Here is a 20,247-nt window from a genome sequence, read left to right as displayed (position 1 = left end):
GGAGGCACTCACTGCGAGTGCTTCTGATGCACCGCCTGGCGGCTGACCTGCAGCACGTCGGCGATGGCCTGCCAGCTCCACCCTTGGGAGCGGGCGCTAGCGACCTGGACCTGCTCGAGGCGATCGGCGAGTTCGCGCAGTGCCCGCACAGCGGTCAATCCGGTGCGTGGGTCCAGGCTCGTGGCCTGCTGCGCAGCGTCGCTGAGTTCGTTGCTCGGAGTCTGCTGGTCGCTCATGATGTGAAGATTACTTGACACCTAGGATCGTGTCAACTTTTCATGACACGACATCCACGCGCATGCTCAGTTCGTGATGGGTTTGGGTGCGAATGGCTGGTTTGGGCGACGCGAACACGCCATGCGTATCCGAACCCGAAAAGGAAGTCGGCCGGCGGGGTCGGGGTCGGAAGGCGCGACGTCAGCGGCGGTGGTGCCGGCCGATCGGGATGATCAGCGGGGTCCCGGAGACCGGGTCGGAGATGACCTGGGCGGCGATCCCGAAGACCTGCTCGACGACCTCGGGGTTGACCACATCGGCGGGCGCCCCCTGGGCGACGATCGAGCCCTTGTGTACGGCGACCAGATGGGTTGCGTAGCGCGCCGCCAGGTTGAGGTCGTGCAGGACCATCGCCACCGTCGTCCCACGGTCGCGATTGAGCTCGGTCACCAGATCCAGCACGTCGACCGCATGCGCGATGTCCAGGGCGGAGGTGGGCTCATCCAGGAGGAGCAGGTCGGTCTGCTGGGCCAGCACCATCGCGATCCAGACCCGCTGCCGTTGGCCGCCGGACAACTCGGCGACGGCCCGGTCGGCCATATCAACGGTGCCGGTCACTTCGAGCGCCTCGGTGACCGCACGCTCATCAGCGGCTGACCACTGCTTGAACATCCCGTGGTACGGGTGCCGGCCGCGGCTGACCAACTCGGTGACCGTGATGCCCTCGGGAGCCAGCGGCGACTGCGGCAGCAGGGCCACCGTGCGGGCGACCTCCTTGCCCGACATCGCGTGAATGTCTTTGCCGTCCAGCACAACTGAGCCTGCGGTGGGCTTGAGCAACCGGGTCAGGCCGCGCAACAGTGTGGACTTGCCGCAGCCGTTGGCGCCCACGATGGCAGTGATCTCACCATCCGGCAGCGCGAAGGTGAGGTCCTCGATGACCCGCCGGTCGTCGTACCCGAGGCTCACCCCGGACGCCGACAACCGGCTGGTGGTCACGGGAAGGGCAGTCAGCTCAGCCATCCTTGATCGTCGCTCTCGACTTCAGCAGCAGGAAGATCAGCACGGGAGCACCTGCGATACCCGTGATGACGCCCACTGGCAGGTTGGTGTTGGGGATCAGATAGGTGCCGATGTAGTCGGCCCCCACCACGGTCGCGGCTCCCACGAACGCCGCCACCAGGATGTTGGGCCGTCCGCCGCACAACCGGCGGGCGATCGGACCGGACAGCAACCCGATGAATGCGATGGGACCGGTCACCGACGTGGCCATCGCGCACAGGATGACCACGAGGACACTCACGGTCAGCCGCAACCGAGCGGCGTTGAGGCCCAACGCCAGTGCGGTGTCGTCACCGAGTTCGAGCAGCCGCAGACCGTTGAGCGAGGCCACCAGCAGCGGCAGCAGCACAGCGACGGTGATCGCCAGGCGCAGCACACCGTCCCACGGGATGACCGAGAGACTGCCGGTGAGCCAGACCATCGCATCCTGTGCCCGGTAGATGCTGGTGCGCTGCAACATCCACTGGATGAAGGAGGACAGGCCGGCCGAGATGCCGATGCCGATCAGGATCATCCGGTACGTCGCGGCGGAGTCCCGTCCGGCCAGCAGGTTGATCGCGGCGGCTACGAACATTCCGCCGAGCAACGCGGCCAGCGACATGGACAGGCCCGACCAGCCCAGGACCACCAGCGCGAAAACCGCTGCGGCAGAAGAGCCGAGGGTCACCCCGAGGACGTCAGGGCTGGCCAGCGGGTTGCGCAGCATCGTCTGGAAGGCGGAACCACTGGCTCCGAACGCCAGACCGGCGAGCGTACCCGCCACGGCCGCAGGCAGTTTGGACTCCATCAGGATGAACGTCGCCGGTGGCATCTGCGCGCCGCCGAAGGCGATCCGGAAGAAATCCGGGATGGTGATGGTGAAGTCCCCGAGGAGCACCCGGGCGGCAAACAGCCCGAACCAGATGAGGATGACCACAGTCAGGACGATCGACGTACGCCGAGTCACCCGTTTGCGGGTCGAGCGCACCTTCTCGATCGACTCGGGTCGGATCTCCTGCGACAGCAACGTCATGCGACAACCACCCCCGGACGACGCACGAGGTAGATCAGTACGGGCACGCCGACCACTGCGGTCAGGATGCCGGCGGACACTTCACCCGGCGGTGAGACGACGCGGCCGGCGATGTCCGCGACCAGCAGGATCACCGGTCCGAGGATGACGCACAGCGGCAGGATGGATCGGTAGTCCGGGCCTCGCAGGATGCGTGCGAAGTGCGGAATCACCAACCCCACGAAAGCGATCGGCCCGGCGATCGAGGTGGCACCGGCAGCCAGCAGGACGGCGCCCAGGGCGATGATGGCCCGCGCCCGCAGGACGTTGTGCCCCAGGGTGGTCGCCATCTCGTCGCCGAGGGCGAGTGCGTTGAGGGCCGGTGCACCGGCGAAGACGATTAACGCGCCGACGATCAGGAAGGGCAGCGTGGCCGGCAGGACGGCGGCCACGTCACGGCCCCCGATCGAGCCCACGGACCAGAACCGGTAGATGTCCAGGGCACCCTGGTGGGTGACCAATAGTCCGGCGACCAGACCGGTGGCTGCGGCGCCCATCGCGGCGCCCGCCAGCACCATCGTGACCGGGTCCGGTCCGCGGGCCCCGGCCGAGGAAATCAGATAGACCAGGACCGCCGCGATCGAGGCGCCCAGGAGGGCGAGAAGGACGAACGACAACTGACTGGTCGCGATCCCGGTGGTCAGCCCGATCACGACGGCCAGGGCGGCACCGGAGTCCACGCCGAGCAGACCGGGGTCGGCCAACGGGTTACGGGTGATGCCCTGCATCGCCGCACCGGACAGGGCGATCGCGATGCCGACGATCAGGCCCATCAGGGTGCGCGATTCGCGGGACTGCACGATCGCCTGCACCTCGGCGGTACTGCCGCCGAAGATCGCTTTGATCACCTCGATCGGCGACAACGACTGTGCACCGATGGCCAGGGACAACATGACGGTGACGGCCAGCATCAGGATGCTGACCGTCACGGCCACGGTGGAACGTTTGGTCACGAGACCTTCGCCGCCGCCTTCGCCAGGTCAGGGACGAACTTCTCGATGGCGACCGGGATGCTCAGCGTCGTCGGCACACCCATCGTCAGCGAGATCGCATTGTCGGCTGCCGCCACGTAGGTGTCTGACTTCACCGACGGGATCTGACTGAGCAGTTTGTCGGCCTTGATCTTGTCGACGTCGCCGGCTGCGGTGACATAGAACACCGCAACGTCCGCATCGGCCGTGCCCGCCTTCTCCGCGGACACATCGGCGTAGAACTTGCCCCTGTTCGCGGTCTGCAGCGTGTCAACGAACGCCGGTGTGGTGAAACCGAATTCGTTCAACATCCGCGGCCGGTTGTCCAGCGGGAGATAGACGCTGAAGCTGGCGTTGCTGGTCGGGTCGAGGTAGAGCCACGTGGCCGTCTTGCCCTGGATCGCCGGGTACTTCGCCTTGGCGTCGTCGATCAGCTTCTGGGTCTGGGTCTCCAGTGTGGCGGCCTCGGACTTCTTGCCCACCGCCTGGCCGACCATCTGCAGGGACTGTTGCCACGTCGTACCCCAGGCGTCCCCGGGGTAGGCCACGGTCGGGGCGATTTTGGACAACTTGGCGTACTCATCGGCCGTGATGCCGGAGTTGGTGGCCAGGATCAGATCGGGGGTCGCCTTGGCAATCTCGTCGATCGGCAACTTGTCGGCCGCGCTGTACTGCTGCGGGAACGGCTTGCCCAGCTTCTCGACCGCGGCGTCGAACCAATCGGTCGACTTGCGCGCGTTGCCACCCCAACTGGTCGCCGGCACGAGGATCGGCAGGACACCCAGGCTGACCAGCATGTCCTGGTCGGTCTCGGCGACGGTCGCGATGCGGGTCGGCGCCTTGGTGATGGTCGTCGTACCCAACGCGTGCTTGATGGTGACCGGGAAGGCGTTCGCGTCGGCGCTGCCCGCTGCACTGCCCGTCGTCGGGCTACCACTGGTCGAGCCCGTGGAACACGCGGTGAGCGCGGCGCCAGCCGCACCGAGACCAAGGACGCTCAGGAGGGTGCGCCGGGAGACGCTGTAGTCGCTCATTTCGCCTTCTCCGCCGCCGCGCCGAGTTTCGGCAGGGAGGTCTCCAGTACTACTGGGATCGACAGGACGGTCGGGCTGTTGAGTGCGTTGGTGTCCTGACTGGTGGTGAGGTAGACAACCGCGCCGTTCTTGATGGCCGGAATGGCTGACAGCAGCGGGCTCTTCTTCAAGCCGTCGAAGTCGGACTCGGTCTGGCCGAGCACGAGCACGACCTGAGCGTCGATGGTGCTGGCGGCCTTCTCGGCGGAGATCGGTGCGCCGTAGGCCTTCGGGTTGGCCTTGGTCAGATCGGTGACGAATTGCGGTGTGGTGAAACCGAATTCACGCATCAGGGCTTGGCGCGGGTCCAGCGTCGTGGTGCTGTAGATCTTGCCGGCGTCATTGGGGAAGAAGCGCAGCAGAGCGATTGTCTTGCCCTTGATCGCGGGGTATTTGGCGACGGCCTCGGCCACCTGCTTCTCCAGGTCGGCCTGTGCCTTCGCGGCTGCGTCCTTCTTGCCCAGGGCCTCGCCGGCGATCTTCAGCGTTTCCTGCCAGGTCGTGCCGTAGGGGATGCCCGGGGCGGCGACGGTCGGAGCGAGCTTGCTGGCCTTGGCGTATTCCTGCTCGGTCAGCCCCGAATACGGGCCGAAGAGCAGATCCGGGGTGGCCTTGGCGATCTCATCGATCGGCAGCGACTCGGCCTGCTTGTACTGCGCCGGGTAGTCCTTGCCGAGCTTCTTGACCGCTTCGTCGAACCAGTCGGTCGAACCCCGGGAGTTGCCGTCCTCGCCCCAGGAGGGGACCAGGACCGGGACTTCACCGAGCACGGCGAGGTAGTCCTCGTTGCCGATACCGAACGTGGCCATGCGGGTGGCAGCCTTCGGGATGGTCGCGGTGCCCAGCGAGTTCTTGATCGAGACCGGGAACGCGCCCGCGTCGGCGGCGGCCGTGCCGCTGCCGGTGGCGGACGGCGAGCTGCTGCTGGTCGAACCGGTCGAGCACGCGGCGAGGGCCGCGCTGGTGCCGAGAGCACCGAAGGCGCCGAGTACGGCGCGACGAGAGACGGTCATGCGGATGCGATCTCCTGAGTAACGGTGACAGGGGCCTTTAGGCAGGCAAGGCTAACCTAAATCATCGTCGGGGAGTCGCGTCAAGCAGGGGTGCTTCGAATCGCGGGTTTGGTCACCGATTGCCGTTCCTGCTCAACGGAATCGGCAATCGGTGACCAAACCGGGTGGTGGGCTTTATCGGCTCCGGGGCGTCACGGCAGGTAGTACGTGGGGTTCGGCAACTTCACCGGCACCAGCGCACTTCCGCCGATCAGGTCACTGAACTGGTCGCCGAAGTTGGCGATGATCGTGTAGCCCTGCGACTGCACGTGCGCCCGGGTCTGCGACTTGTACTCGATCGTCGTGCACTTGGCGGCCGCGCAGTTGATGTAGCTCGGCTGCTGACCCGTGGCCCACTTGGTGTAGTAGTTCTCCGGGGTGAAGCCGGTGTAACCCACCTTGGCCAGGTTGCCCAGGGTGGCGTCCTTCTGGGCCGCACCGCGACCGGTCAGCCCGATCAGTGTGCAGCCGGCCTTGTCGGCCGCGTTGACCAGCGTGGTCATCGCCGGAGTCGCCGGGAACTTCTGGCCCTGCACCCACACGTCCTGCAGCGCGGGGTCGAAGTTGAAGTGCATGGCGTTGTCCTCCATGTCGTACGTCCACAGCGTGGTGTCGTCCGCATCGAGCACGATGGCCGGCTTGGCGCCGAACCGTGAGCCCAGGGCGCAGGCCGCGTTGAGGGCCGGGCTGATCGTCTGGGTCAGCCGGGTCAGCTCCGTGATGTACGGCGAGCTGGTCTTGTTCGCGATCCCCGTCGAGTCCGCGTTGTAGTAGGTGCGGATCGTCGACTTCACCGAGTCGATGTTCGGAATGCCCGCTCCACCAACGGTTTTCCCGCTCGAACCGTCTGCCTTCATGGTGAAGTGAGTGCGCGGCGCCAGCCACGGCTCGCTCATTCCCGGTAGATCAGGGGAGGGCAGGTAGTAGGTGGGGTTGGGCAGCTTCAGTGACCGATCGGCGTACCCGCCCTGCAGGTCGGAGAACTGGTCGCCGACGTTCAGGGCGATGTCGTAACCCAGGGACTCGATGTGCTTGCGGGTGCCCGCCTTGTACTCGACGGTCGTGCACTTCGCGGCGGCACAGGTGATGTAATCCGGTTGTGCCCCAGCCCATTTCGTGTAGAAGTTGGTGGAGTTGAAGGCGGTGTAACCGACCTTGGACAAGTTGCCCAGCGTCGCCGCCTTCTGGCTGTCGCCGCGACCGGTCAGGCCGAAGATGGCGAAGCCGGCGCTCTGTGCCGCCTTGACGAAGGTCACCATGCCCGGGGTCGCCGGGAACTTCTCGCCCTGCACCCACACGTCCTGCAGGGCAGGATCGAAGTTGAAGTGCATGGCGTTGTCTTCCATGTCATACGTCCACAACGTGGTGTCATCCGCGTCCAGGACGATGGCCGGCTTCTTGCCGGACTTCGCACTCTTGGCGTACATCGCCTTCAACTGCTTGGCCGTCTTGCCAAGGAGGGAGGACATCTCATTGATGTACGGCGAGCTGGTCTTGTTCGCGATCCCCGTCGCGTCCGCGTTGTAGTAGGTGCGGATCGTCGATTTGACCGAGTCGATGTTCGGAATGCCTGCTCCACCAACGGTTTTCCCGCTTGATCCGTCAGCGGCCATCGTGAAATGGGTGCGCGGCGTAAGGAACTGATCGGTGAACTGGCTCAGGCTCTTGACGGCAGCGTCCGGGACCCGCGGGGTCGTGCGGGCGTCGGCAGTGCCGGCGAGGCTGAGCAACGGGAGCGTAGCTGCGACGACAAGCGCTGCCGCAGCTGATTTGGATCGGGGCATGGGTGGCGCACCACTTTCCGGGTCGGTTTTGGCGGACTTTCCGACGCTAGTACGACGTTCCGGGGCTGCGGGGTCTTCGCGACCGGTCAATCCGCAGCGCATGGGAGCATCGATCTCAACGGAGAGGATGACGATGACGGTGAACGACGGCGAACGGCCGATCGAGGCGGGTATCCGCACCGATTTCCGCTCGCAGATGTCCTACGGCAGTTACCTCGATCTGGAGCGACTGCTGTCAGCGCAGCATCCGGTCAGCCGCCCCGAGCATCCCGACGAGTTGCTGTTTATCGTGCAGCACCAGACGACGGAGCTGTGGTTCAAACTCGTGCTGCACGAGTTGCGCGCGGTGCGCACCTACCTCGATGCCGACGACGTCAGCCGGGCCCGCAAGGCGCTGGCCCGGGTCAAGCATATCTTCCGCACGCTGGCCGAGCAGTGGTCGGTGCTGGCGACTCTCACCCCGAGCGAATACGCCGAGTTCCGTGGGTCCCTCGGCTCGTCCTCCGGATTCCAGTCCTACCAATACCGGGCGGTCGAGTTCATCCTGGGCAACAAGAACGCCGGGATGCTGCGGGTGTTCGAGAGCCAGCCGGAGGCGCACGCCGAACTGGCCGAGTTGCTCGAGGGACCCACGGTGTACGACGCGTTCCTGGCCTTCCTCGCCCGAGGAGGGCACGACGTACCGCAATCAATCCTGACCCGGGACGTCACCCGGGCCTGGGTCCAGGACGACGCGTTGCTGCCGGTCTTGGCGCGGATCTACCGGGACACCTCGACGTTCTGGCCCGAATACGCGACCTGCGAGGACCTGGTCGACCTGGAAGACGCGTTCCAGTTCTGGCGGTTCCGGCACCTGCGCACGGTGCAACGCACCATTGGTTTCAAGACGGGCACGGGCGGTAGTTCCGGAGTGGACTTCCTGCGCCGGGCCCTGGACCTGACCTTTTTCCCGGAGTTATACGCAGTTCGCACGTTGATCGGCGATTAGTCGCCTCGGATCTGGCAGTCTGTGCGCATCGTCCAGTCCGGGAATGGGGAACTATGTGCTTCAACGCCACTGCGAGTTTCGTCGGTGCGGGGATCGTGCTGACCGCAGGCGTCGGCTCGCTGGCGCTGGTGCGTGACAAGAGGCAGATCCCCTTCGCCACCTTGCCGCTGATCTTCGGCCTCCACCAGTTCATGGAGGGTGTCACGTGGCTGAAGCTGGACAACCAAGCGCGCCACGGTGAGGTGCAGTGCCTCACCGGCTACGACGTGCACCTGTGGGTGCTGATCGCGTGGGCACTCTTCCCGCTGATCGTGCCCTGGTCGGTGTGGTTCATGGAGCGCGATCCCCGGCGGCGCAAACTGCTGCTGATCCCGTCCTGGGTGGGCACGATCCTGTTCGTCTACATGATGTATCAAGTCCTACAACCGGCTATCCAGGTGTCGGTGAACGGCGGGAACCTGGACTACGTCCTACCCGGGTTCAGCCCGGGGATCCTGGCCTACCCCTACGTTTTCGCGACCTGTATCGCCCCTGCGATGAGCAGTTATCGCTACGTGGTCATGGTCGGCGTGGGCAACTTCATCGCGATGACGATCGCCGCGTGGATGAACGTCAACGACTACGCCTCGATCTGGTGCACCTTCGCGGCGTTCCTGAGCATCATCATCTTCCTGCACTTCTGGCACGAGCGCCGTGTCGAGGGACGAACGCCGACTGGAAGTCCGCCTCGTGATCCGGTCGGGGCGACCTGAGGGTTGATTGATTGACGCCAGGTGCATCCTGCGGGGGCCTTGCGACGGAGAAGGTAGCGGGTACCTGTCGGTGCCCAGCCATCTGATCCGAGAGGTTCTCTGATGAAAAAGCGTCATCTCGTACCCGTTGCCGTCGCTGTCGCACTGGCGGTGCCCGCGCTCGCGGCTGCTCCGGCGTCGGCCCAGACCAAGGCGGCTGCACCTGCGGGCAGCCGCAGCCTTGCGGCCTACCTGACCGCGGGCGGCGTGGGCTTCGACAACAACCCGTTCGACTACGACATCGTGACGGCGGCGGTTCTGGCCGTCGTCAAGGCCAAGCCGAACAGTCCCGTCGCACTGCTGGCGAATGGCAACGTGCCCCTGACGGCGTTCCTGCCCGAGGACTTCGCCTTCCGGAACCTGGTCCACGACCTGACCGGGAAGTGGGTGCGCTCGGAGCAGCAGGTGTTCAACGTCGTGGCCGGCCTGGGGATCGACACGGTCGAGCAGATCCTCGAATACCACGTCGTACCAGGCAAAACGATCGACGCCGTGACCGCTCTGCGCTCGGACAACGCGGTGCTGCCCACCGCGCTGGCCGGCAAGACGTTCACCGTGGACGTGCTCAAGCCGTTGCCGCTGATCCGGTTGAAGGACAACGACCCGAACGCGGCGGACCCGTTCGTGAACCTCTTCCAGATCAACCTCAACTACGGCAACAAGCAGATCGCGCACGGCATCACCGCGGTGCTGCGTCCGGCCTATCTCTGACCCGGCTCACCGAGGAAGGTACGCCGGGGCGCTCACCCGCGTCTCGGCGTACCTTCCCAAGCCCCACCACGGATGGCCGCATTGTGGTTGGCTGACGGCGTGCCGCCAGAGGGGGACTCGCGCGCGGACGCCGAACTGTCCGCACGGTTGGCGTCCGGGGATCCTGATGCCCTCGCGGAGATGTTCCAACGGTGGGGGACACTCGTGCACACCATCGCCCGGCGAGCCCTCGACGACGCGCACGACGCGGAGGACGTCACCCAACAGGTGTTCCTGGCCGCCTGGCGCAGTCGCCATACCCTGGTGCCGGGGCATGGTTCACCTGCAGCGTGGCTGGTGGCCATCACAAAACATCGCATCGCCGATGTGCGCCAGCAACGGCAGCGGGCCCGGCGCAACCTGGATGCAGCCATCCTCGACGCATCGGCTCCGCCGGTGGGCGATGCGGACCTGGCCGACCAGATCTTCGTGGTGCACGAACTGGAGCAACTGGGCGATCCGCGGGCGGCCATCCTGCGGTTGGCGATCATCGAGGATCGGCCGTACGCCGAGATCAGTGAACACCTGGGCATCCCGCTGGGTACGGTGAAAAGTCACGTCCGGCGCGGACTGGTCGAACTACGGAGGCGGTTGAAGGAGAGCGGCGATGGCGCACCCTGACGACGAAGCCCTGGCCGCCGTTGCGCTCGGTGACTCTGTTGACGGCGTGCCCGAGCACGTCGCAACCTGCGAACAGTGCCAAGTCACCGTCGCGCAGTTGCGGGTGACGCTCGGGTTGGCGCAGCAGGCGCCCGAGGACCTGGAATGGCTCGCGCCGCCACCCTCGGTGTGGCCGGCGATCCAGGCGTCGACCGGTCGGGCTACGTCAACGCGGCGGTCGTGGCCGCGCAGACTCGCCGTGGCGGCTGCTGTCGCGGCGGTGGGCATCCTGATCGGTCTGGGCACCGGCCGCCTGGTGTGGGGAGATGGACCGGGATCGACAACCGTCAGCCAGGTCGCGTTGGACACGTTGGACACCGGCCAGCAGGGTGGTTCGGCCCAACTCATCGACTCCCGGTCGGGCATGGCGCTGCGCATCGACACCACCAAGCCGTTGAACGCCGGTGACGGGTATCTGCAGGTGTGGCTGCTGAACACCGACGGCAAACGCATGGTGCCGGTGGGGGTGCTGCGTGGCGAGGGCGTCGAGACCTTCCCGATGAGTGCGAGCCTGGTGAAGAGCGGCTACCTGATCGTCGACATCTCCGAGGAGAAGTACGACAACAACCCGGCACACTCGGGTAACAGCCTGTTGCGCGGCAAATTGACTGCGTAGACATGAGAAAGGTCCCGGACGCATCCGCCCGGGACCTTCGTGCACTGTCTCAACTCAGTACGTGCACCCGTAGGGATTCGAACCCCAAACCTTCTGATCCGTAGTCAGATGCTCTATCCGTTGAGCTACGGGTGCTTGTCATGCGACGCCCTACTCTAGCCGGTCGGGGCGTCAGTCGCTAAATCGGCCGATCCCCCGCCATTCGTATCCAAACCCGGGGGAGGGCGCTAGGCGGCGTAGGGGCGGGTCGCGATGCCACCGATACCGGGGCGGCAGGTGAAGACCGCTCCGGCCAGCGGTTGCTCACCGTCAGGGACGTTCTCGCGGGTCGTGGTGATGAACAGCGTGCGCAGGTCGACTCCGCCGAAGGTGCAGGCGGTGACGTTGGTGACCGGTAGTTCGATCACCTCGTCCAGCACGCCCGCGGGCGTGTAGCGGTGCACCGCCGATCCGCCATAGAGAGCAACCCACACGCCACCCTGCTCATCGACGCACAGTCCGTCCGGGAACCCGCCGACCGCGACGAACCGTCGCCGCCGGGTGAGGCCGGTCGCCGACGACCAGTCGAAGACATCCACCTGGCCGGTGGGAGTGTCGTTGTAGTAAGCCAATTCGCCTTCCGGCGACCAGCACAACCCGTTGGAGATCGTGACCCCTTCGAGTACGGCGCTCGCGGCCCCATCGGTGCCCAACCGCCACAGCGTGCCGGCTCCGGGTGCCTGCGAGTAGGCCATCGTGCCGCAATAGAAGTTGCCGTCGGGGTCGCAGCCGCCGTCGTTGAACCGGAGCCCGGGATCGGCCCAGAGGTCGGGCACTGGCGCGAGATCTGTCAAAGACGAGGTCCGCCCGAGGCTGAAGCCGCGTTCCGTGGCGACGACCGCGCCGCCCAACGATCGTGGTCGAAGCGCTGCCGCGACACGACCCACGTGGACACGGGATACCGACCCGGACGGCGAGAGGGTGAGGACGTCGCCGGCCAGCAGGTCGACGTACTTGAGGGCGGAGAATCCATCGCGCCCGAAGCCCGGATCCCATTCGGGCCACCAGACCGGACCCTCGGCGTGGAATGCCTGGGGTGGTCCGACGGGTTCGGCGCGCATCAGCTCAGACGTCCTCGGCCTCGGCGGTTGCGGGGTCCCACTTGGTCAGTCCCCGCTCGGCCCAGGCGCGGCGTTTGATGGCGCGCCGCGCTTCGTCGCGGTAGCGGGGCGAGAGGCGTTCGACGTAGAGGTGGCCGTCGAGATGGTCGGTTTCGTGCTGCAGCGCCCGGGCCAACGTGCCGCCGGTGGATTCCAGCACCACCGTGTTGCCGTCGAGATCGGTGCCGGTCACGCGAGCCCAGTCCGAGCGGGCCGTGGGGTAGTGCTCGCCGGGCACCGACAGGCAGCCCTCGAGACCTTCGCGCGGGTCGGGGTCGCCGGGCGGCACCGCACCCTTCTCCAACACCGGGTTGATCACGACGCCACGGTGCTGCACGTCGTCACCGTCCTCGCAGTCGAAGACGAAGATCCGCCACCGGACCCCGACCTGGTTGGCAGCCAGCCCGACCCCGTTGGCGGCATCCATCGTGTCGAACATGTCGGCCACCAGGGTCCTGATCTCCGGGGTGACCTCACGGACCTTCTTGGTCGGTTGGTGCAACGCCTTGTGCCCGATGATCGTGATGGGCCGGACTGCCATGCGGGTCGTGCCTCCTGCTGGTGAATGACTCGGCGCTAGTCAATCACGATCGTTGGGGTCACTCGGGTCCCACCAGGGATTGCGAACGTCCTGCCGGGGTGCAGCATCCTCGCGACTGACGTTCCAGGCCTGCACCTCGGGGCTGAACTCGTGTGTCTCCGCAGGTTGCGGGCCGCGCAGGATGCGCTGCCGCAGTGAGCCTTTCGGCTCGGTGGCGGGGCGCGGCTGGTAGTCCGGCGATCGGCGTACGGGCACCTGGGTCGAGTCGTAACGTTCGGCTGGCCGGCGTGCGGCGGTCGCACGGTCCCCGCGCACGCGCACCGTGACCGGCTCCAACTCCGGCGGCAGGACGCCCGGGTTGGTGACGTCCGGATCGTCGGACAGGAACTGCAGCCGCGGGTCATCGTCCGGATCCTGCGAGGTGAAGATCTGCGCGCACAGCGTCTGGTAGACCGCTTGCGGCTGCGGTACCCACTCGATGCGGTGCAGCGCCTGGTCCTGGCCCGCGCTTTCCATGATGAACGTGCCGTACCCCAGCGCACGCCCGACTGGTGAACGCACGAAGGACATGTCCGTGACCTTGCCCATCGGCATCATCATCGTGCGCCGGAAAAGCACCCCCTGGCGCAGGATCAGCCGCTTATCTGTCGCGACGAACCAGTCGAACCGGCGCGCGATCACCTGCCACATCGCATAGAAGACCAGCGAATACAGCAGGATCCAGCAGACGTTGACCAGCCCGCCCCAGTTCGCGGGGGCGAGGCTGTCGATGAGGAACGTCAGCACGATGGCGGTGACGATGCCACCGGCCAGGCTGGTCCACCGGCTCCAGTGCTCGTGCGTGGCCACCACGACCCGTTCACTGGGCAGCAGCACGTCCTTGAGCTGACGCTGGGCGCGCGGGTCGACGAGCGTCATGCCCGGATCGCCTAGCTGTGCAGGACTTTGTTGAAGAAGTCCGCGATGCCACGGAATCCGGAGACGATCATGTTCCAGACGGTGTGGACGATGTCGGCGGCCTGCTGCGGACTCTGCACGATCGCGTAGATCACGAAGGCAACCACCAGCAGCACCAGCAGCTTCTTGGCGTTCGCGAGGGCCATGGTGATCTCCGGGTTGACGGGTGCAGCAAGAATGAGCGCGGTCGCGCCACTTGTTCAGTGTGCCAGAAGTGACGCGTGTGACTGCTGTGGAGAGGCTTCGGAGTGTCGGGTTCGTCGTTGGGTGAGGCGCTGGATGCCGCGACGCGGGGTGTGCCGGTGGCCCAGTTGACCGCCGCTGTGCGCCGGTTGAGCGACCGCTACCGGCAGGAGTCGCCTGCCTCCGCACCCCTGATGGGTTCGGCGACCGACGTCCTGGCCTACGCGGCGTACCGGATGCCAGCCACGTACGCCGCGTGCCGGGCGGCGCTGTCCTTCCTGCCTCCCGACGTGGCCGTGTCGTCCGTCCTCGACCTGGGCGGCGGGACAGGTGCCGTGGCGTGGGCGGCGGACTCGCTGTGGCCCGGTGCGCGTACGACGATCGCGGAGCAGGTGCCGGCGGCCCGTTCGCTGGGGGTCGAGTTGGCGACCGACGGCCCGGCGGTGACTGCACTGCCCTGGCAGTTGGGGATGCCGCTGGACGTCACTGCTGATCTGGTGGCGGCGTCCTACGTTCTGTCGGAACTGACTGAGGCGCAACAGGATTCGCTGGTTTCCCTGGCGCTATCCCAGGCCCGGTCGGCGGTGCTGGTGATTGAGCCAGGCACGCCGGGTGGTTATCGGCGGATCCTGCGGGTGCGCTCGCGGGTGCTGGATGCCGGGTGGCAGATCGCTGCGCCGTGTCCCCACGCCTCGGAGTGCCCGCTGGTGTCGCCGGACTGGTGTCACTTCGCGGTGCGGGTGGCGCGCTCTGCCCTGCATCGGCAGATCAAGGGCGGCGACCTGTCGTACGAGGACGAGAAGTTCAGCTATCTGCTGGCGGTGGCTCCTGATGTCGCTGTGCCGCCGGCGGCGTCCCGCGTGCTGCGGCATCCGGTGAAACGCAAGGGTCTGGTCGAGTTGACCCTGTGCCGCCCGGACGGTTCCGCCGGTCGCGAGATCGTGTCGAAGAAGCAGGGATCGCGGTACCGCTCGGCGCGTGAGGTGGCGTGGGGCGACGAGTTCGCCTGAGCAGTCCGCTTCTTCAACCGGGTTCGGATACGGATGGCTGGTTTGCGTCGATCGAACCAGCCATCCGTATCCAAAGTGAGGTGGGAGCGCAGTCACAAAGGAATGTTTGACAGTTGCCGCCCCGCAGGGCAGACTCTCCAACATGTCTTTGGGAGATGGCCCGACGAGCGACACGGCAGCGGATAGCCGACAGCGGTCGTCACTGCGGGCGATGGCGCACCCGCTCCGTCTGCGGATGCTGTCGCTGCTGACCGGCGCCGAGTTGAGTGCCAGTGAGGTCGCGCGCGAACTCGACATCACCCAGGCCAACGCGAGCTACCACCTGCGGGCGCTGGTCAAAGCGGGCTATCTGATCGAAGCGGGCACCGAGAAGGTGCGCGGCGGAGTGGCCAAGAAGTACCGGTACATCGTGGGGCAGATGCCCGCGGACCAGCACCGCTACGAACCCACGGACGCCGACTTCGAGATGTGGCTCGCAGCGCACCAGGTCGAGTTGCGCCGTCGTCTGATGGACCGTTCCGCGCAGATCTTCGACACCGATGCCGAGGTCTGGCTGGATCCGGCCGACTGGGAGCAGGCCCGTGACCTGGTGAAGCAGGCCTCGCTGCTGGTGCACGAGCAGGCGAAACCGCCGCGGACGCAGGGCACGAAGCGGGTCAACTTCATGGCGATGCTGTTCGAGATGGACTCATGAAGCGCAGCGCAAAGCTCGGCGTACTGCGTCATCGGCAGTTCCGCTGGTTCTTCGCCTCGGGGGTGACCAACACCCTCGGCAGCATGATGACGCCGATCGCTCTCGCCTTCGCGGTGTTGGAGATCGAGAACTCGGCGGGCGCCCTCGCCAGGGTGCTGGCGGTGGAGATGACCGCCAACATCATCTTCGTCCTGTTCGGCGGGGTCGTCTCGGACCGACTACCGCGACGCCTGGTGCTGCAGACCTGCCGGATCGCGATGGCCGTCGTCCTGGGCACCCTCGCGGCACTGATGTTCACCGGACACGCCACGATCGGGTGGCTCATGGTGCTCGGCGGATTGGCGGGCGGCATCAGTGCCTTCTCGTTGCCGGCGTTGCAGGGGATCGTGCCGCAGCTCGTGCCGGAGGGGGAACTGCAGGAAGCCAACGCGCTGATGTCCTTCGTGCGCAACGGTTCCAACTTCCTCGGCCCTGCGCTGGGTAGTGTCCTGGTCGTCGCGGGCGGCCCGCAGTGGGCGTTCGTCATCGACGCGTTGACCTTCGTGGTGAGCAGCTTGCTGTTGCTCCCAGTCCGGCTGCCGCCGCCGGCCGCGGGGGCCACCAGTTTCATCACCGACCTGCGCACCGGGTGGGGTGAGTTTCGCTCCCGTACCTGGCTGTGGGTGATCGTGCTCGCGTTTTCCATCCTCAACGCCATCCAGTCCGGCGCGATCACAGTGCTCGGTCCGGTCATCGCCAAGAACCACGATTCGTTGGGCATCAAGGGCTGGGGTCTGGTGCTCAGTGCCGAAGCGGTCGGCATGTTGCTGATGTCCTTGGTATTGCTGAAGGTTCGGCTCAACCGGCCGCTGCTCAGCGGGATGCTCGGGATCAGTCTCTTCAGCATCATGATGTTCATGCTCGGCCTCGATCCGGTGACGATCCCGCTGATGGTCGCGGCTCTGGTGGCCGGCGCCGGTATCGAGACCTTCGGCACCGGTTGGAACGTCGCGATGATGCAGAACGTGCCGGGCGACGTGCTGTCCCGGGTCGTCAGCTACGACATGCTCGGCTCGTTCATCGCGATCCCGGTCGGCATGCTGCTCTTCGGGTGGCTGGCGACAGTTGCGTCCACCGAGATGGTGCTGGTTGCGGCCGGAATCGTCTATGCCGCAGTCGCTCTGAGCACTCTGCTGGTGCCGTCAGTCCGAAACCTGCGCCAGCACAGCGCGGAACCGGCCACCGAAGCGGCGCTGTCCCTGCCAGACTGAGGGCCATGCCTGAGCTGAGCCGGCCCGAGACGCCGCGGCACGCGTTGTCGATGACGGTGCTGATGACTCCGCAGTACGCCAACTTCAGCGGCAACGTCCACGGCGGGCAGATCCTGAAATTCCTCGATGAGGTCGCCTATGCGTGCGCCAGCAAGTACGCCCGGCAGTACGTCGTCACCCTGTCGGTAGACCGCGTGGTCTTCCGCGAGCCGATCCACGTCGGTGAACTGGTGACCTTCGATGCCGGGATCAATTACGTCGGCCGCACCTCGATGGAGGTCGGTATCCGGGTGACCACGGAAAACGTTGCGACACAGAGCATCCGACACACGAACACCTGCTACTTCACGATGGTCGCGCTGGACGCGGACAGGCGACCGATCGCCGTACCTCCATTTGAGCCGGTCAGCGAGGTCGAGAAGCGGCGCTGGAACGACGCGCTCCGCCGCCGGCGCGTGACCCAGGAGGTCGAGCAGGCCCTCGAAAGCGATCAGTCGACCACGCCGTAGAGCCGGTCACCCGCGTCACCCAGGCCGGGCACGATGTACCCGTGCTCGTTGAGGCGTTCGTCGACGGCGCCGGTCACCAGGGTGATCGGGATCGTCAGGTCGGCCAACTCGTTGCCGACAGCCTTGATGCCTTCGGGTGCGGACAGCAGTGTCACGGCGGTGATGTCATCGGCACCGCGCTCGGCCAGGTAGCGGATCGCCATGGCCAACGTGCCGCCGGTCGCCAGCATGGGGTCGAGCACGTAGCACTGTCGCCCGGTCAGGTCATCGGGCAGCCGGTTGGCGTAGGTGATCGCCTGCAGCGTCTCCTCATCGCGCTGCATCCCCAGGAAGCCGACCTCGGCCGACGGCAGGAGGCGCACCATCCCGTCCAGCATGCCCAGACCCGCGCGCAGCACGGGCACCACCAGCGGCTTGGGGTTGCTCAGCTTGATCCCGGTCGTCGGGGCGACGGGCGTCACGATGTCCTTGGGCTCGACCCGCACCTCGTGGGTGGCCTCGTAGGCCAGCAGCGTGACCAGTTCGTCCGCGAGCCGGCGGAAGGTCGGGCTGTCGGTCTCCTTGTCCCGCAGGTAGGTCAGCTTGTGGGCGATCAACGGGTGATTGGCGACGAGGACGCGCATGCCTGAGACTTTACGCGTGGTGGGCGATGAGGATGGCCAGTACGCCGAGTGGCTGGGTCTGGCGCTGGACCAGGCTCGCGTCGCCCTCACCACCGATGACGTACCGGTGGGCGCGGTCATCGTCGATGCGGAAGGTCTCGTGATCGGCGTCGGACCGAATCGCCGTGTCGCAGATGCCGATCCGCTCGCGCACGCGGAGATTGTCGCGATCCGGGCAGCGGCCGCCACCCTCGGGCACTACCGCCTCGATGACTGCACGATCGCGGTCACGCTGGAGCCGTGTCTGATGTGCGCGGGCGCCATCATGCAGTCCCGCATCTCGCACATCGTCTTCGGCGCGTGGGATCCCAAGGCCGGTGCGTGCGGCAGCGCGTGGGACGTCATCGCGCAGAATCCGTCACCGCACCGGGTCGATGCGGTGGGCGGGATCCGGCAGGCCGAATGCGCGCAGCTCCTCACGGACTTCTTCCGCGCGCGACGCGGTTAGCGGCTCACTCCTGCCAGGGGTAGAACGGCGGCATATCGGTGGAGGTGCGACCGGTGAACTCGGTGTCGCGCTTCTCCAGGAACGCCTGCACGCCCTCCTGGCCGTCGGCGAAACTCGTGTAGTACATCGCCAGGGAGTCGATCCGGTGAGCCTCCATCGGATGCGGTTGGGCGCTGTTGCGGTACATCATCTGCCGGGTCAGGGCGATACCGACCGGCGAGCGGCCGTCGATGAACTTGCGGGCGAGCTCGTACGCCGCGGGCAACAGGTCCTCGGGTTCGTGCAGCGACCGGACCAGGCCACCCGCCAACGCTTCCTCGGGGGAGAGGATGTCCGCGGCGTACGTCCATTCCAAGGCCCGGGAGATGCCCACGATGCGCGGTAGGAACCACGACGAGGTGGCCTCGGGCACGATGCCCAGGCGGCCGAAGACGAAGCCGATCCGCGCTTTGGTGGAGGCCAGGCGGATGTCCATCGGCAGGGTCATCGTTGCCCCGATGCCCACGGCGGCGCCGTTGATCGCGGCGATCACCGGCTTGGTGCACGCGTAGATCGCCAGGGAGACGCGGCCGCCGGTGTCGCGGACCCCCTCGAAGATCGCCGGGTCGTCGAGGCGCTCGGTCAGGTCCTGCACGGTCGGCGCGAGGCCCGGGGTGAGGCCGAAGACGTTGCCTTCCTTGGTGAGGTCCATACCGGCACAGAAGGCCCGCCCGGCGCCGGTCACCACGACGACACGCGTGTCGTCGTCGGTGCTCGCGCGGGTGAAGGCGTCGACCAACTCATTGGCCATCGTGACGGTGAAGGAGTTGAGCTGCTCGGGTCGGTTGAGGGTCAGCGTGCAGATCCCGTCCACGACGCTGTAGTCCAGGGTTTCGTAATCGCTCACCGGTCGATCATCCCGCACCTTCCGATGCGGCGAGTTGACGGGTTGACGACTCAATGTCTACTCTCCGGATAGGCATTGAGTGTCGGTGACAAGCCCTGGCTGGCCGACCAGCAACCCTCGTTCCGCGGTGGGGTGCTCCAGGTGAAAGCCCGGCCCGTTAGCGAACCCGCGCGGGCAAGCGCGTTGACGCGACAGCGGTTGCGTTACAAAGGCTTGTGATGACAACGACCGAGACTTTCACCATCCCGGTGCCGGTTACTGACGCGGTACTGGACAACCCGGCGTACTTCGCCCTGAACGGTCCGCAGGCCCACTTGGCCGAGCGATCGGGCACAGCGGTTCGTTACCCCAGTGATGTCAGTCCGTTCGCAGCGCTGCCATTGCCTGCGACACAGGAGAATTGGGCCGACCTGCGCCAGCTGGTCGACGGTCGCGTGGGAGTGTCTGCCGGTGTTGAATGGGGCGCTCCGCAGGAATGGCACCTGCATGCACCTGTCGACGGCGTGCAGTTGTCCGGCGCTGATGTCGTGGGCCGCCCGGATGAGGAGGCAATCGTCCTGACCCACGATGACGTGCCGGAAATGCTTGCGCTCGTGGAGCGCACCAAGCCCGGGCCGTTCCTGCAGCGGACGATCGAGCTCGGGACCTATCTGGGCATCCGCCGCGACGGTGAATTGATCGCGATGGCGGGGGAACGGATGAAACCGCCTGGCTGGACAGAGGTTTCGGCCGTGTGCACCGATGCGCGGTTCCGCGGGCAGGGCCTTGGCGGGCGGTTGGTGCTGGCAGTGGTGGCCAACATCCAGGCCCGCGGTGACCGGGCGTTCCTGCACACCGGTCGGCGGAACGTGAACGCGATCCGCCTCTATGAGTCCCTTGGTTTCCGGCTGCGCCGCGCAGCGCAGTTCGGCGCGATCCAGGCGCCGGTGTAGCTCTCCTGGTCCGCGACATGCC

The 20,247-nt window shown here is 66.4% G+C and carries 24 protein-coding genes, 1 tRNA gene and 1 riboswitch; of the genes, 11 read left to right on the top strand and 14 right to left on the bottom strand.

Going from position 1 to position 20,247, the window contains the following annotated elements; translation table 11 throughout:
- Positions 1 to 8 precede the first annotated feature (8 nt).
- The 7 genes from AZH51_RS06300 to AZH51_RS06270 form a co-directional block, all read right to left on the bottom strand.
- Positions 9 to 236, bottom strand: a complete 228-nt coding sequence (locus AZH51_RS06300; RefSeq protein WP_291522454.1) for a hypothetical protein — start codon at positions 234 to 236, stop codon at positions 9 to 11.
- 181 nt (positions 237 to 417) lie between these two features.
- Complete coding sequence (locus tag AZH51_RS06295; RefSeq protein ID WP_291522452.1) at positions 418 to 1,239, bottom strand: ABC transporter ATP-binding protein; 822 nt, start codon at positions 1,237 to 1,239, stop codon at positions 418 to 420.
- Complete coding sequence (locus tag AZH51_RS06290; RefSeq protein ID WP_291522450.1) at positions 1,232 to 2,290, bottom strand: iron chelate uptake ABC transporter family permease subunit; 1,059 nt, start codon at positions 2,288 to 2,290, stop codon at positions 1,232 to 1,234. The genes AZH51_RS06295 and AZH51_RS06290 overlap by 8 nt, the downstream gene beginning before the upstream one ends.
- On the bottom strand, positions 2,287 to 3,282 hold the full coding sequence (locus AZH51_RS06285) for an iron ABC transporter permease (protein ID WP_291522448.1): 996 nt from the start codon (positions 3,280 to 3,282) through the stop codon (positions 2,287 to 2,289). The genes AZH51_RS06290 and AZH51_RS06285 overlap by 4 nt, the downstream gene beginning before the upstream one ends.
- Complete coding sequence (locus AZH51_RS06280; protein WP_291522447.1) at positions 3,279 to 4,334, bottom strand: ABC transporter substrate-binding protein; 1,056 nt, start codon at positions 4,332 to 4,334, stop codon at positions 3,279 to 3,281. Before AZH51_RS06280 ends, AZH51_RS06285 begins: the two co-directional genes overlap by 4 nt.
- Positions 4,331 to 5,386: an ABC transporter substrate-binding protein gene (locus tag AZH51_RS06275; protein ID WP_291522446.1), complete on the bottom strand. Its 1,056-nt coding sequence runs from the start codon at positions 5,384 to 5,386 to the stop codon at positions 4,331 to 4,333. Before AZH51_RS06275 ends, AZH51_RS06280 begins: the two co-directional genes overlap by 4 nt.
- Before the next feature lie 191 nt (positions 5,387 to 5,577).
- Positions 5,578 to 7,209, bottom strand: a complete 1,632-nt coding sequence (locus AZH51_RS06270; RefSeq protein WP_291522445.1) for an HAD family acid phosphatase — start codon at positions 7,207 to 7,209, stop codon at positions 5,578 to 5,580.
- Positions 7,210 to 7,342: 133 nt separating this feature from the next.
- On the opposite strand from AZH51_RS06270, the gene AZH51_RS06265 reads away from it, so the two are divergent.
- The 5 genes from AZH51_RS06265 (at position 7,343) to AZH51_RS06245 (ending at position 11,014) form a co-directional block, all read left to right on the top strand.
- Positions 7,343 to 8,197, top strand: coding sequence for a tryptophan 2,3-dioxygenase family protein (locus AZH51_RS06265; RefSeq protein ID WP_291522444.1), 855 nt, complete (start codon positions 7,343 to 7,345; stop codon positions 8,195 to 8,197).
- Between the two features lie 53 nt (positions 8,198 to 8,250).
- Positions 8,251 to 8,949, top strand: coding sequence for a DUF6629 family protein (locus AZH51_RS06260; RefSeq protein ID WP_291522441.1), 699 nt, complete (start codon positions 8,251 to 8,253; stop codon positions 8,947 to 8,949).
- Between the two features lie 102 nt (positions 8,950 to 9,051).
- Positions 9,052 to 9,699, top strand: a complete 648-nt coding sequence (locus AZH51_RS06255) for a fasciclin domain-containing protein (RefSeq protein ID WP_291522439.1) — start codon at positions 9,052 to 9,054, stop codon at positions 9,697 to 9,699.
- A 72-nt stretch (positions 9,700 to 9,771) separates the two neighbouring features.
- Entirely contained in the window at positions 9,772 to 10,359 is a 588-nt protein-coding gene (locus AZH51_RS06250; protein ID WP_291522437.1) for a sigma-70 family RNA polymerase sigma factor, read from the top strand.
- On the top strand, positions 10,346 to 11,014 hold the full coding sequence (locus AZH51_RS06245) for an anti-sigma factor (RefSeq protein ID WP_291522436.1): 669 nt from the start codon (positions 10,346 to 10,348) through the stop codon (positions 11,012 to 11,014). Before AZH51_RS06250 ends, AZH51_RS06245 begins: the two co-directional genes overlap by 14 nt.
- Positions 11,015 to 11,076: 62 nt before the next feature.
- Here the strand turns inward: AZH51_RS06245 and AZH51_RS06240 are convergent.
- The 5 genes from AZH51_RS06240 to AZH51_RS06220 form a co-directional block, all read right to left on the bottom strand.
- Positions 11,077 to 11,149, bottom strand: a tRNA-Arg gene (locus AZH51_RS06240).
- 92 nt (positions 11,150 to 11,241) lie between these two features.
- A complete protein-coding gene (locus AZH51_RS06235; RefSeq protein ID WP_291522435.1) occupies positions 11,242 to 12,114 on the bottom strand; it encodes an SMP-30/gluconolactonase/LRE family protein in 873 nt (290 codons plus the stop codon).
- A gap of 4 nt (positions 12,115 to 12,118) precedes the next feature.
- Positions 12,119 to 12,694 (bottom strand): peptide deformylase, encoded by a 576-nt coding sequence (gene def / locus AZH51_RS06230; protein WP_291522434.1) that lies wholly within the window; start codon positions 12,692 to 12,694, stop codon positions 12,119 to 12,121.
- A 39-nt stretch (positions 12,695 to 12,733) separates the two neighbouring features.
- A complete protein-coding gene (locus AZH51_RS06225) occupies positions 12,734 to 13,612 on the bottom strand; it encodes a PH domain-containing protein (RefSeq protein WP_291522433.1) in 879 nt (292 codons plus the stop codon).
- Positions 13,613 to 13,623: 11 nt separating this feature from the next.
- Positions 13,624 to 13,797: a hypothetical protein gene (locus AZH51_RS06220; protein WP_291522432.1), complete on the bottom strand. Its 174-nt coding sequence runs from the start codon at positions 13,795 to 13,797 to the stop codon at positions 13,624 to 13,626.
- 156 nt (positions 13,798 to 13,953) lie between these two features.
- On the opposite strand from AZH51_RS06220, the gene AZH51_RS06215 reads away from it, so the two are divergent.
- The 4 genes from AZH51_RS06215 (at position 13,954) to AZH51_RS06200 (ending at position 17,297) form a co-directional block, all read left to right on the top strand.
- The gene (locus AZH51_RS06215) at positions 13,954 to 14,844 is read left to right on the top strand and encodes a small ribosomal subunit Rsm22 family protein (RefSeq protein ID WP_291522431.1); all 891 of its coding nucleotides are present in this window, start codon (positions 13,954 to 13,956) and stop codon (positions 14,842 to 14,844) included.
- A gap of 211 nt (positions 14,845 to 15,055) precedes the next feature.
- Positions 15,056 to 15,538 carry a transcriptional regulator gene (locus AZH51_RS06210; RefSeq protein WP_291522430.1) on the top strand — a complete coding sequence of 161 codons (483 nt, stop codon included), beginning with the start codon at positions 15,056 to 15,058 and terminating at the stop codon, positions 15,536 to 15,538.
- Positions 15,535 to 16,788 carry an MFS transporter gene (locus AZH51_RS06205; RefSeq protein WP_291522429.1) on the top strand — a complete coding sequence of 418 codons (1,254 nt, stop codon included), beginning with the start codon at positions 15,535 to 15,537 and terminating at the stop codon, positions 16,786 to 16,788. The genes AZH51_RS06210 and AZH51_RS06205 overlap by 4 nt, the downstream gene beginning before the upstream one ends.
- A gap of 5 nt (positions 16,789 to 16,793) precedes the next feature.
- Positions 16,794 to 17,297 carry an acyl-CoA thioesterase gene (locus tag AZH51_RS06200; protein ID WP_291522427.1) on the top strand — a complete coding sequence of 168 codons (504 nt, stop codon included), beginning with the start codon at positions 16,794 to 16,796 and terminating at the stop codon, positions 17,295 to 17,297.
- Here the strand turns inward: AZH51_RS06200 and upp are convergent.
- On the bottom strand, positions 17,279 to 17,920 hold the full coding sequence (gene upp, locus AZH51_RS06195) for a uracil phosphoribosyltransferase (RefSeq protein WP_291522426.1): 642 nt from the start codon (positions 17,918 to 17,920) through the stop codon (positions 17,279 to 17,281). The genes AZH51_RS06200 and upp overlap by 19 nt on opposite strands.
- Between upp and tadA the strand changes: the two genes are divergently transcribed.
- Positions 17,919 to 18,407 (top strand): tRNA adenosine(34) deaminase TadA, encoded by a 489-nt coding sequence (gene tadA, locus AZH51_RS06190; RefSeq protein ID WP_291522425.1) that lies wholly within the window; start codon positions 17,919 to 17,921, stop codon positions 18,405 to 18,407. The two genes, upp and tadA, sit on opposite strands and share 2 nt — an antisense overlap.
- A gap of 4 nt (positions 18,408 to 18,411) precedes the next feature.
- Here tadA and AZH51_RS06185 read toward each other — a convergent pair whose 3' ends face one another.
- Positions 18,412 to 19,293: a crotonase/enoyl-CoA hydratase family protein gene (locus AZH51_RS06185; protein WP_291522423.1), complete on the bottom strand. Its 882-nt coding sequence runs from the start codon at positions 19,291 to 19,293 to the stop codon at positions 18,412 to 18,414.
- Between the two features lie 71 nt (positions 19,294 to 19,364).
- Positions 19,365 to 19,480: riboswitch (SAM riboswitch) on the top strand.
- Between the two features lie 31 nt (positions 19,481 to 19,511).
- Between AZH51_RS06185 and AZH51_RS06180 the strand changes: the two genes are divergently transcribed.
- Positions 19,512 to 20,225: a GNAT family N-acetyltransferase gene (locus AZH51_RS06180; RefSeq protein ID WP_291522422.1), complete on the top strand. Its 714-nt coding sequence runs from the start codon at positions 19,512 to 19,514 to the stop codon at positions 20,223 to 20,225.
- Positions 20,226 to 20,247 lie beyond the last annotated feature (22 nt).

Origin of the sequence: Branchiibius sp. NY16-3462-2, assembly GCF_001594145.1 — a bacterium.
Lineage (GTDB): Bacteria > Actinomycetota > Actinomycetes > Actinomycetales > Dermatophilaceae > Branchiibius.
The sequence above is the reverse complement of the archived record's forward strand: the minus strand, read 5'-3'. Positions and strand labels throughout refer to the sequence as shown.

Bases quoted from the DNA above. Each gene is read 5' to 3' on its own strand.
- AZH51_RS06255 (WP_291522439.1), top strand. From the start codon at position 9,052: ATGAAAAAGCGTCATCTCGTACCCGTTGCCGTCGCTGTCGCACTGGCG.
- AZH51_RS06265 (WP_291522444.1), top strand. From the start codon at position 7,343: ATGACGGTGAACGACGGCGAACGGCCGATCGAGGCGGGTATCCGCACC.
- AZH51_RS06245 (WP_291522436.1), top strand. From the start codon at position 10,346: ATGGCGCACCCTGACGACGAAGCCCTGGCCGCCGTTGCGCTCGGTGAC.
- AZH51_RS06180 (WP_291522422.1), top strand. From the start codon at position 19,512: ATGACAACGACCGAGACTTTCACCATCCCGGTGCCGGTTACTGACGCG.
- AZH51_RS06235 (WP_291522435.1), bottom strand. From the start codon at position 12,114: ATGCGCGCCGAACCCGTCGGACCACCCCAGGCATTCCACGCCGAGGGT.
- AZH51_RS06290 (WP_291522450.1), bottom strand. From the start codon at position 2,290: ATGACGTTGCTGTCGCAGGAGATCCGACCCGAGTCGATCGAGAAGGTG.
- AZH51_RS06220 (WP_291522432.1), bottom strand. From the start codon at position 13,797: ATGGCCCTCGCGAACGCCAAGAAGCTGCTGGTGCTGCTGGTGGTTGCC.
- AZH51_RS06260 (WP_291522441.1), top strand. From the start codon at position 8,251: ATGTGCTTCAACGCCACTGCGAGTTTCGTCGGTGCGGGGATCGTGCTG.
- upp (WP_291522426.1), bottom strand. From the start codon at position 17,920: ATGCGCGTCCTCGTCGCCAATCACCCGTTGATCGCCCACAAGCTGACC.
- AZH51_RS06210 (WP_291522430.1), top strand. From the start codon at position 15,056: ATGGCGCACCCGCTCCGTCTGCGGATGCTGTCGCTGCTGACCGGCGCC.
- AZH51_RS06250 (WP_291522437.1), top strand. From the start codon at position 9,772: ATGGCCGCATTGTGGTTGGCTGACGGCGTGCCGCCAGAGGGGGACTCG.
- AZH51_RS06280 (WP_291522447.1), bottom strand. From the start codon at position 4,334: ATGAGCGACTACAGCGTCTCCCGGCGCACCCTCCTGAGCGTCCTTGGT.
- AZH51_RS06275 (WP_291522446.1), bottom strand. From the start codon at position 5,386: ATGACCGTCTCTCGTCGCGCCGTACTCGGCGCCTTCGGTGCTCTCGGC.
- AZH51_RS06270 (WP_291522445.1), bottom strand. From the start codon at position 7,209: ATGCCCCGATCCAAATCAGCTGCGGCAGCGCTTGTCGTCGCAGCTACG.
- AZH51_RS06205 (WP_291522429.1), top strand. From the start codon at position 15,535: ATGAAGCGCAGCGCAAAGCTCGGCGTACTGCGTCATCGGCAGTTCCGC.
- AZH51_RS06200 (WP_291522427.1), top strand. From the start codon at position 16,794: ATGCCTGAGCTGAGCCGGCCCGAGACGCCGCGGCACGCGTTGTCGATG.
- AZH51_RS06295 (WP_291522452.1), bottom strand. From the start codon at position 1,239: ATGGCTGAGCTGACTGCCCTTCCCGTGACCACCAGCCGGTTGTCGGCG.
- AZH51_RS06300 (WP_291522454.1), bottom strand. From the start codon at position 236: ATGAGCGACCAGCAGACTCCGAGCAACGAACTCAGCGACGCTGCGCAG.
- AZH51_RS06225 (WP_291522433.1), bottom strand. From the start codon at position 13,612: ATGACGCTCGTCGACCCGCGCGCCCAGCGTCAGCTCAAGGACGTGCTG.
- def (WP_291522434.1), bottom strand. From the start codon at position 12,694: ATGGCAGTCCGGCCCATCACGATCATCGGGCACAAGGCGTTGCACCAA.
- tadA (WP_291522425.1), top strand. From the start codon at position 17,919: ATGCCTGAGACTTTACGCGTGGTGGGCGATGAGGATGGCCAGTACGCC.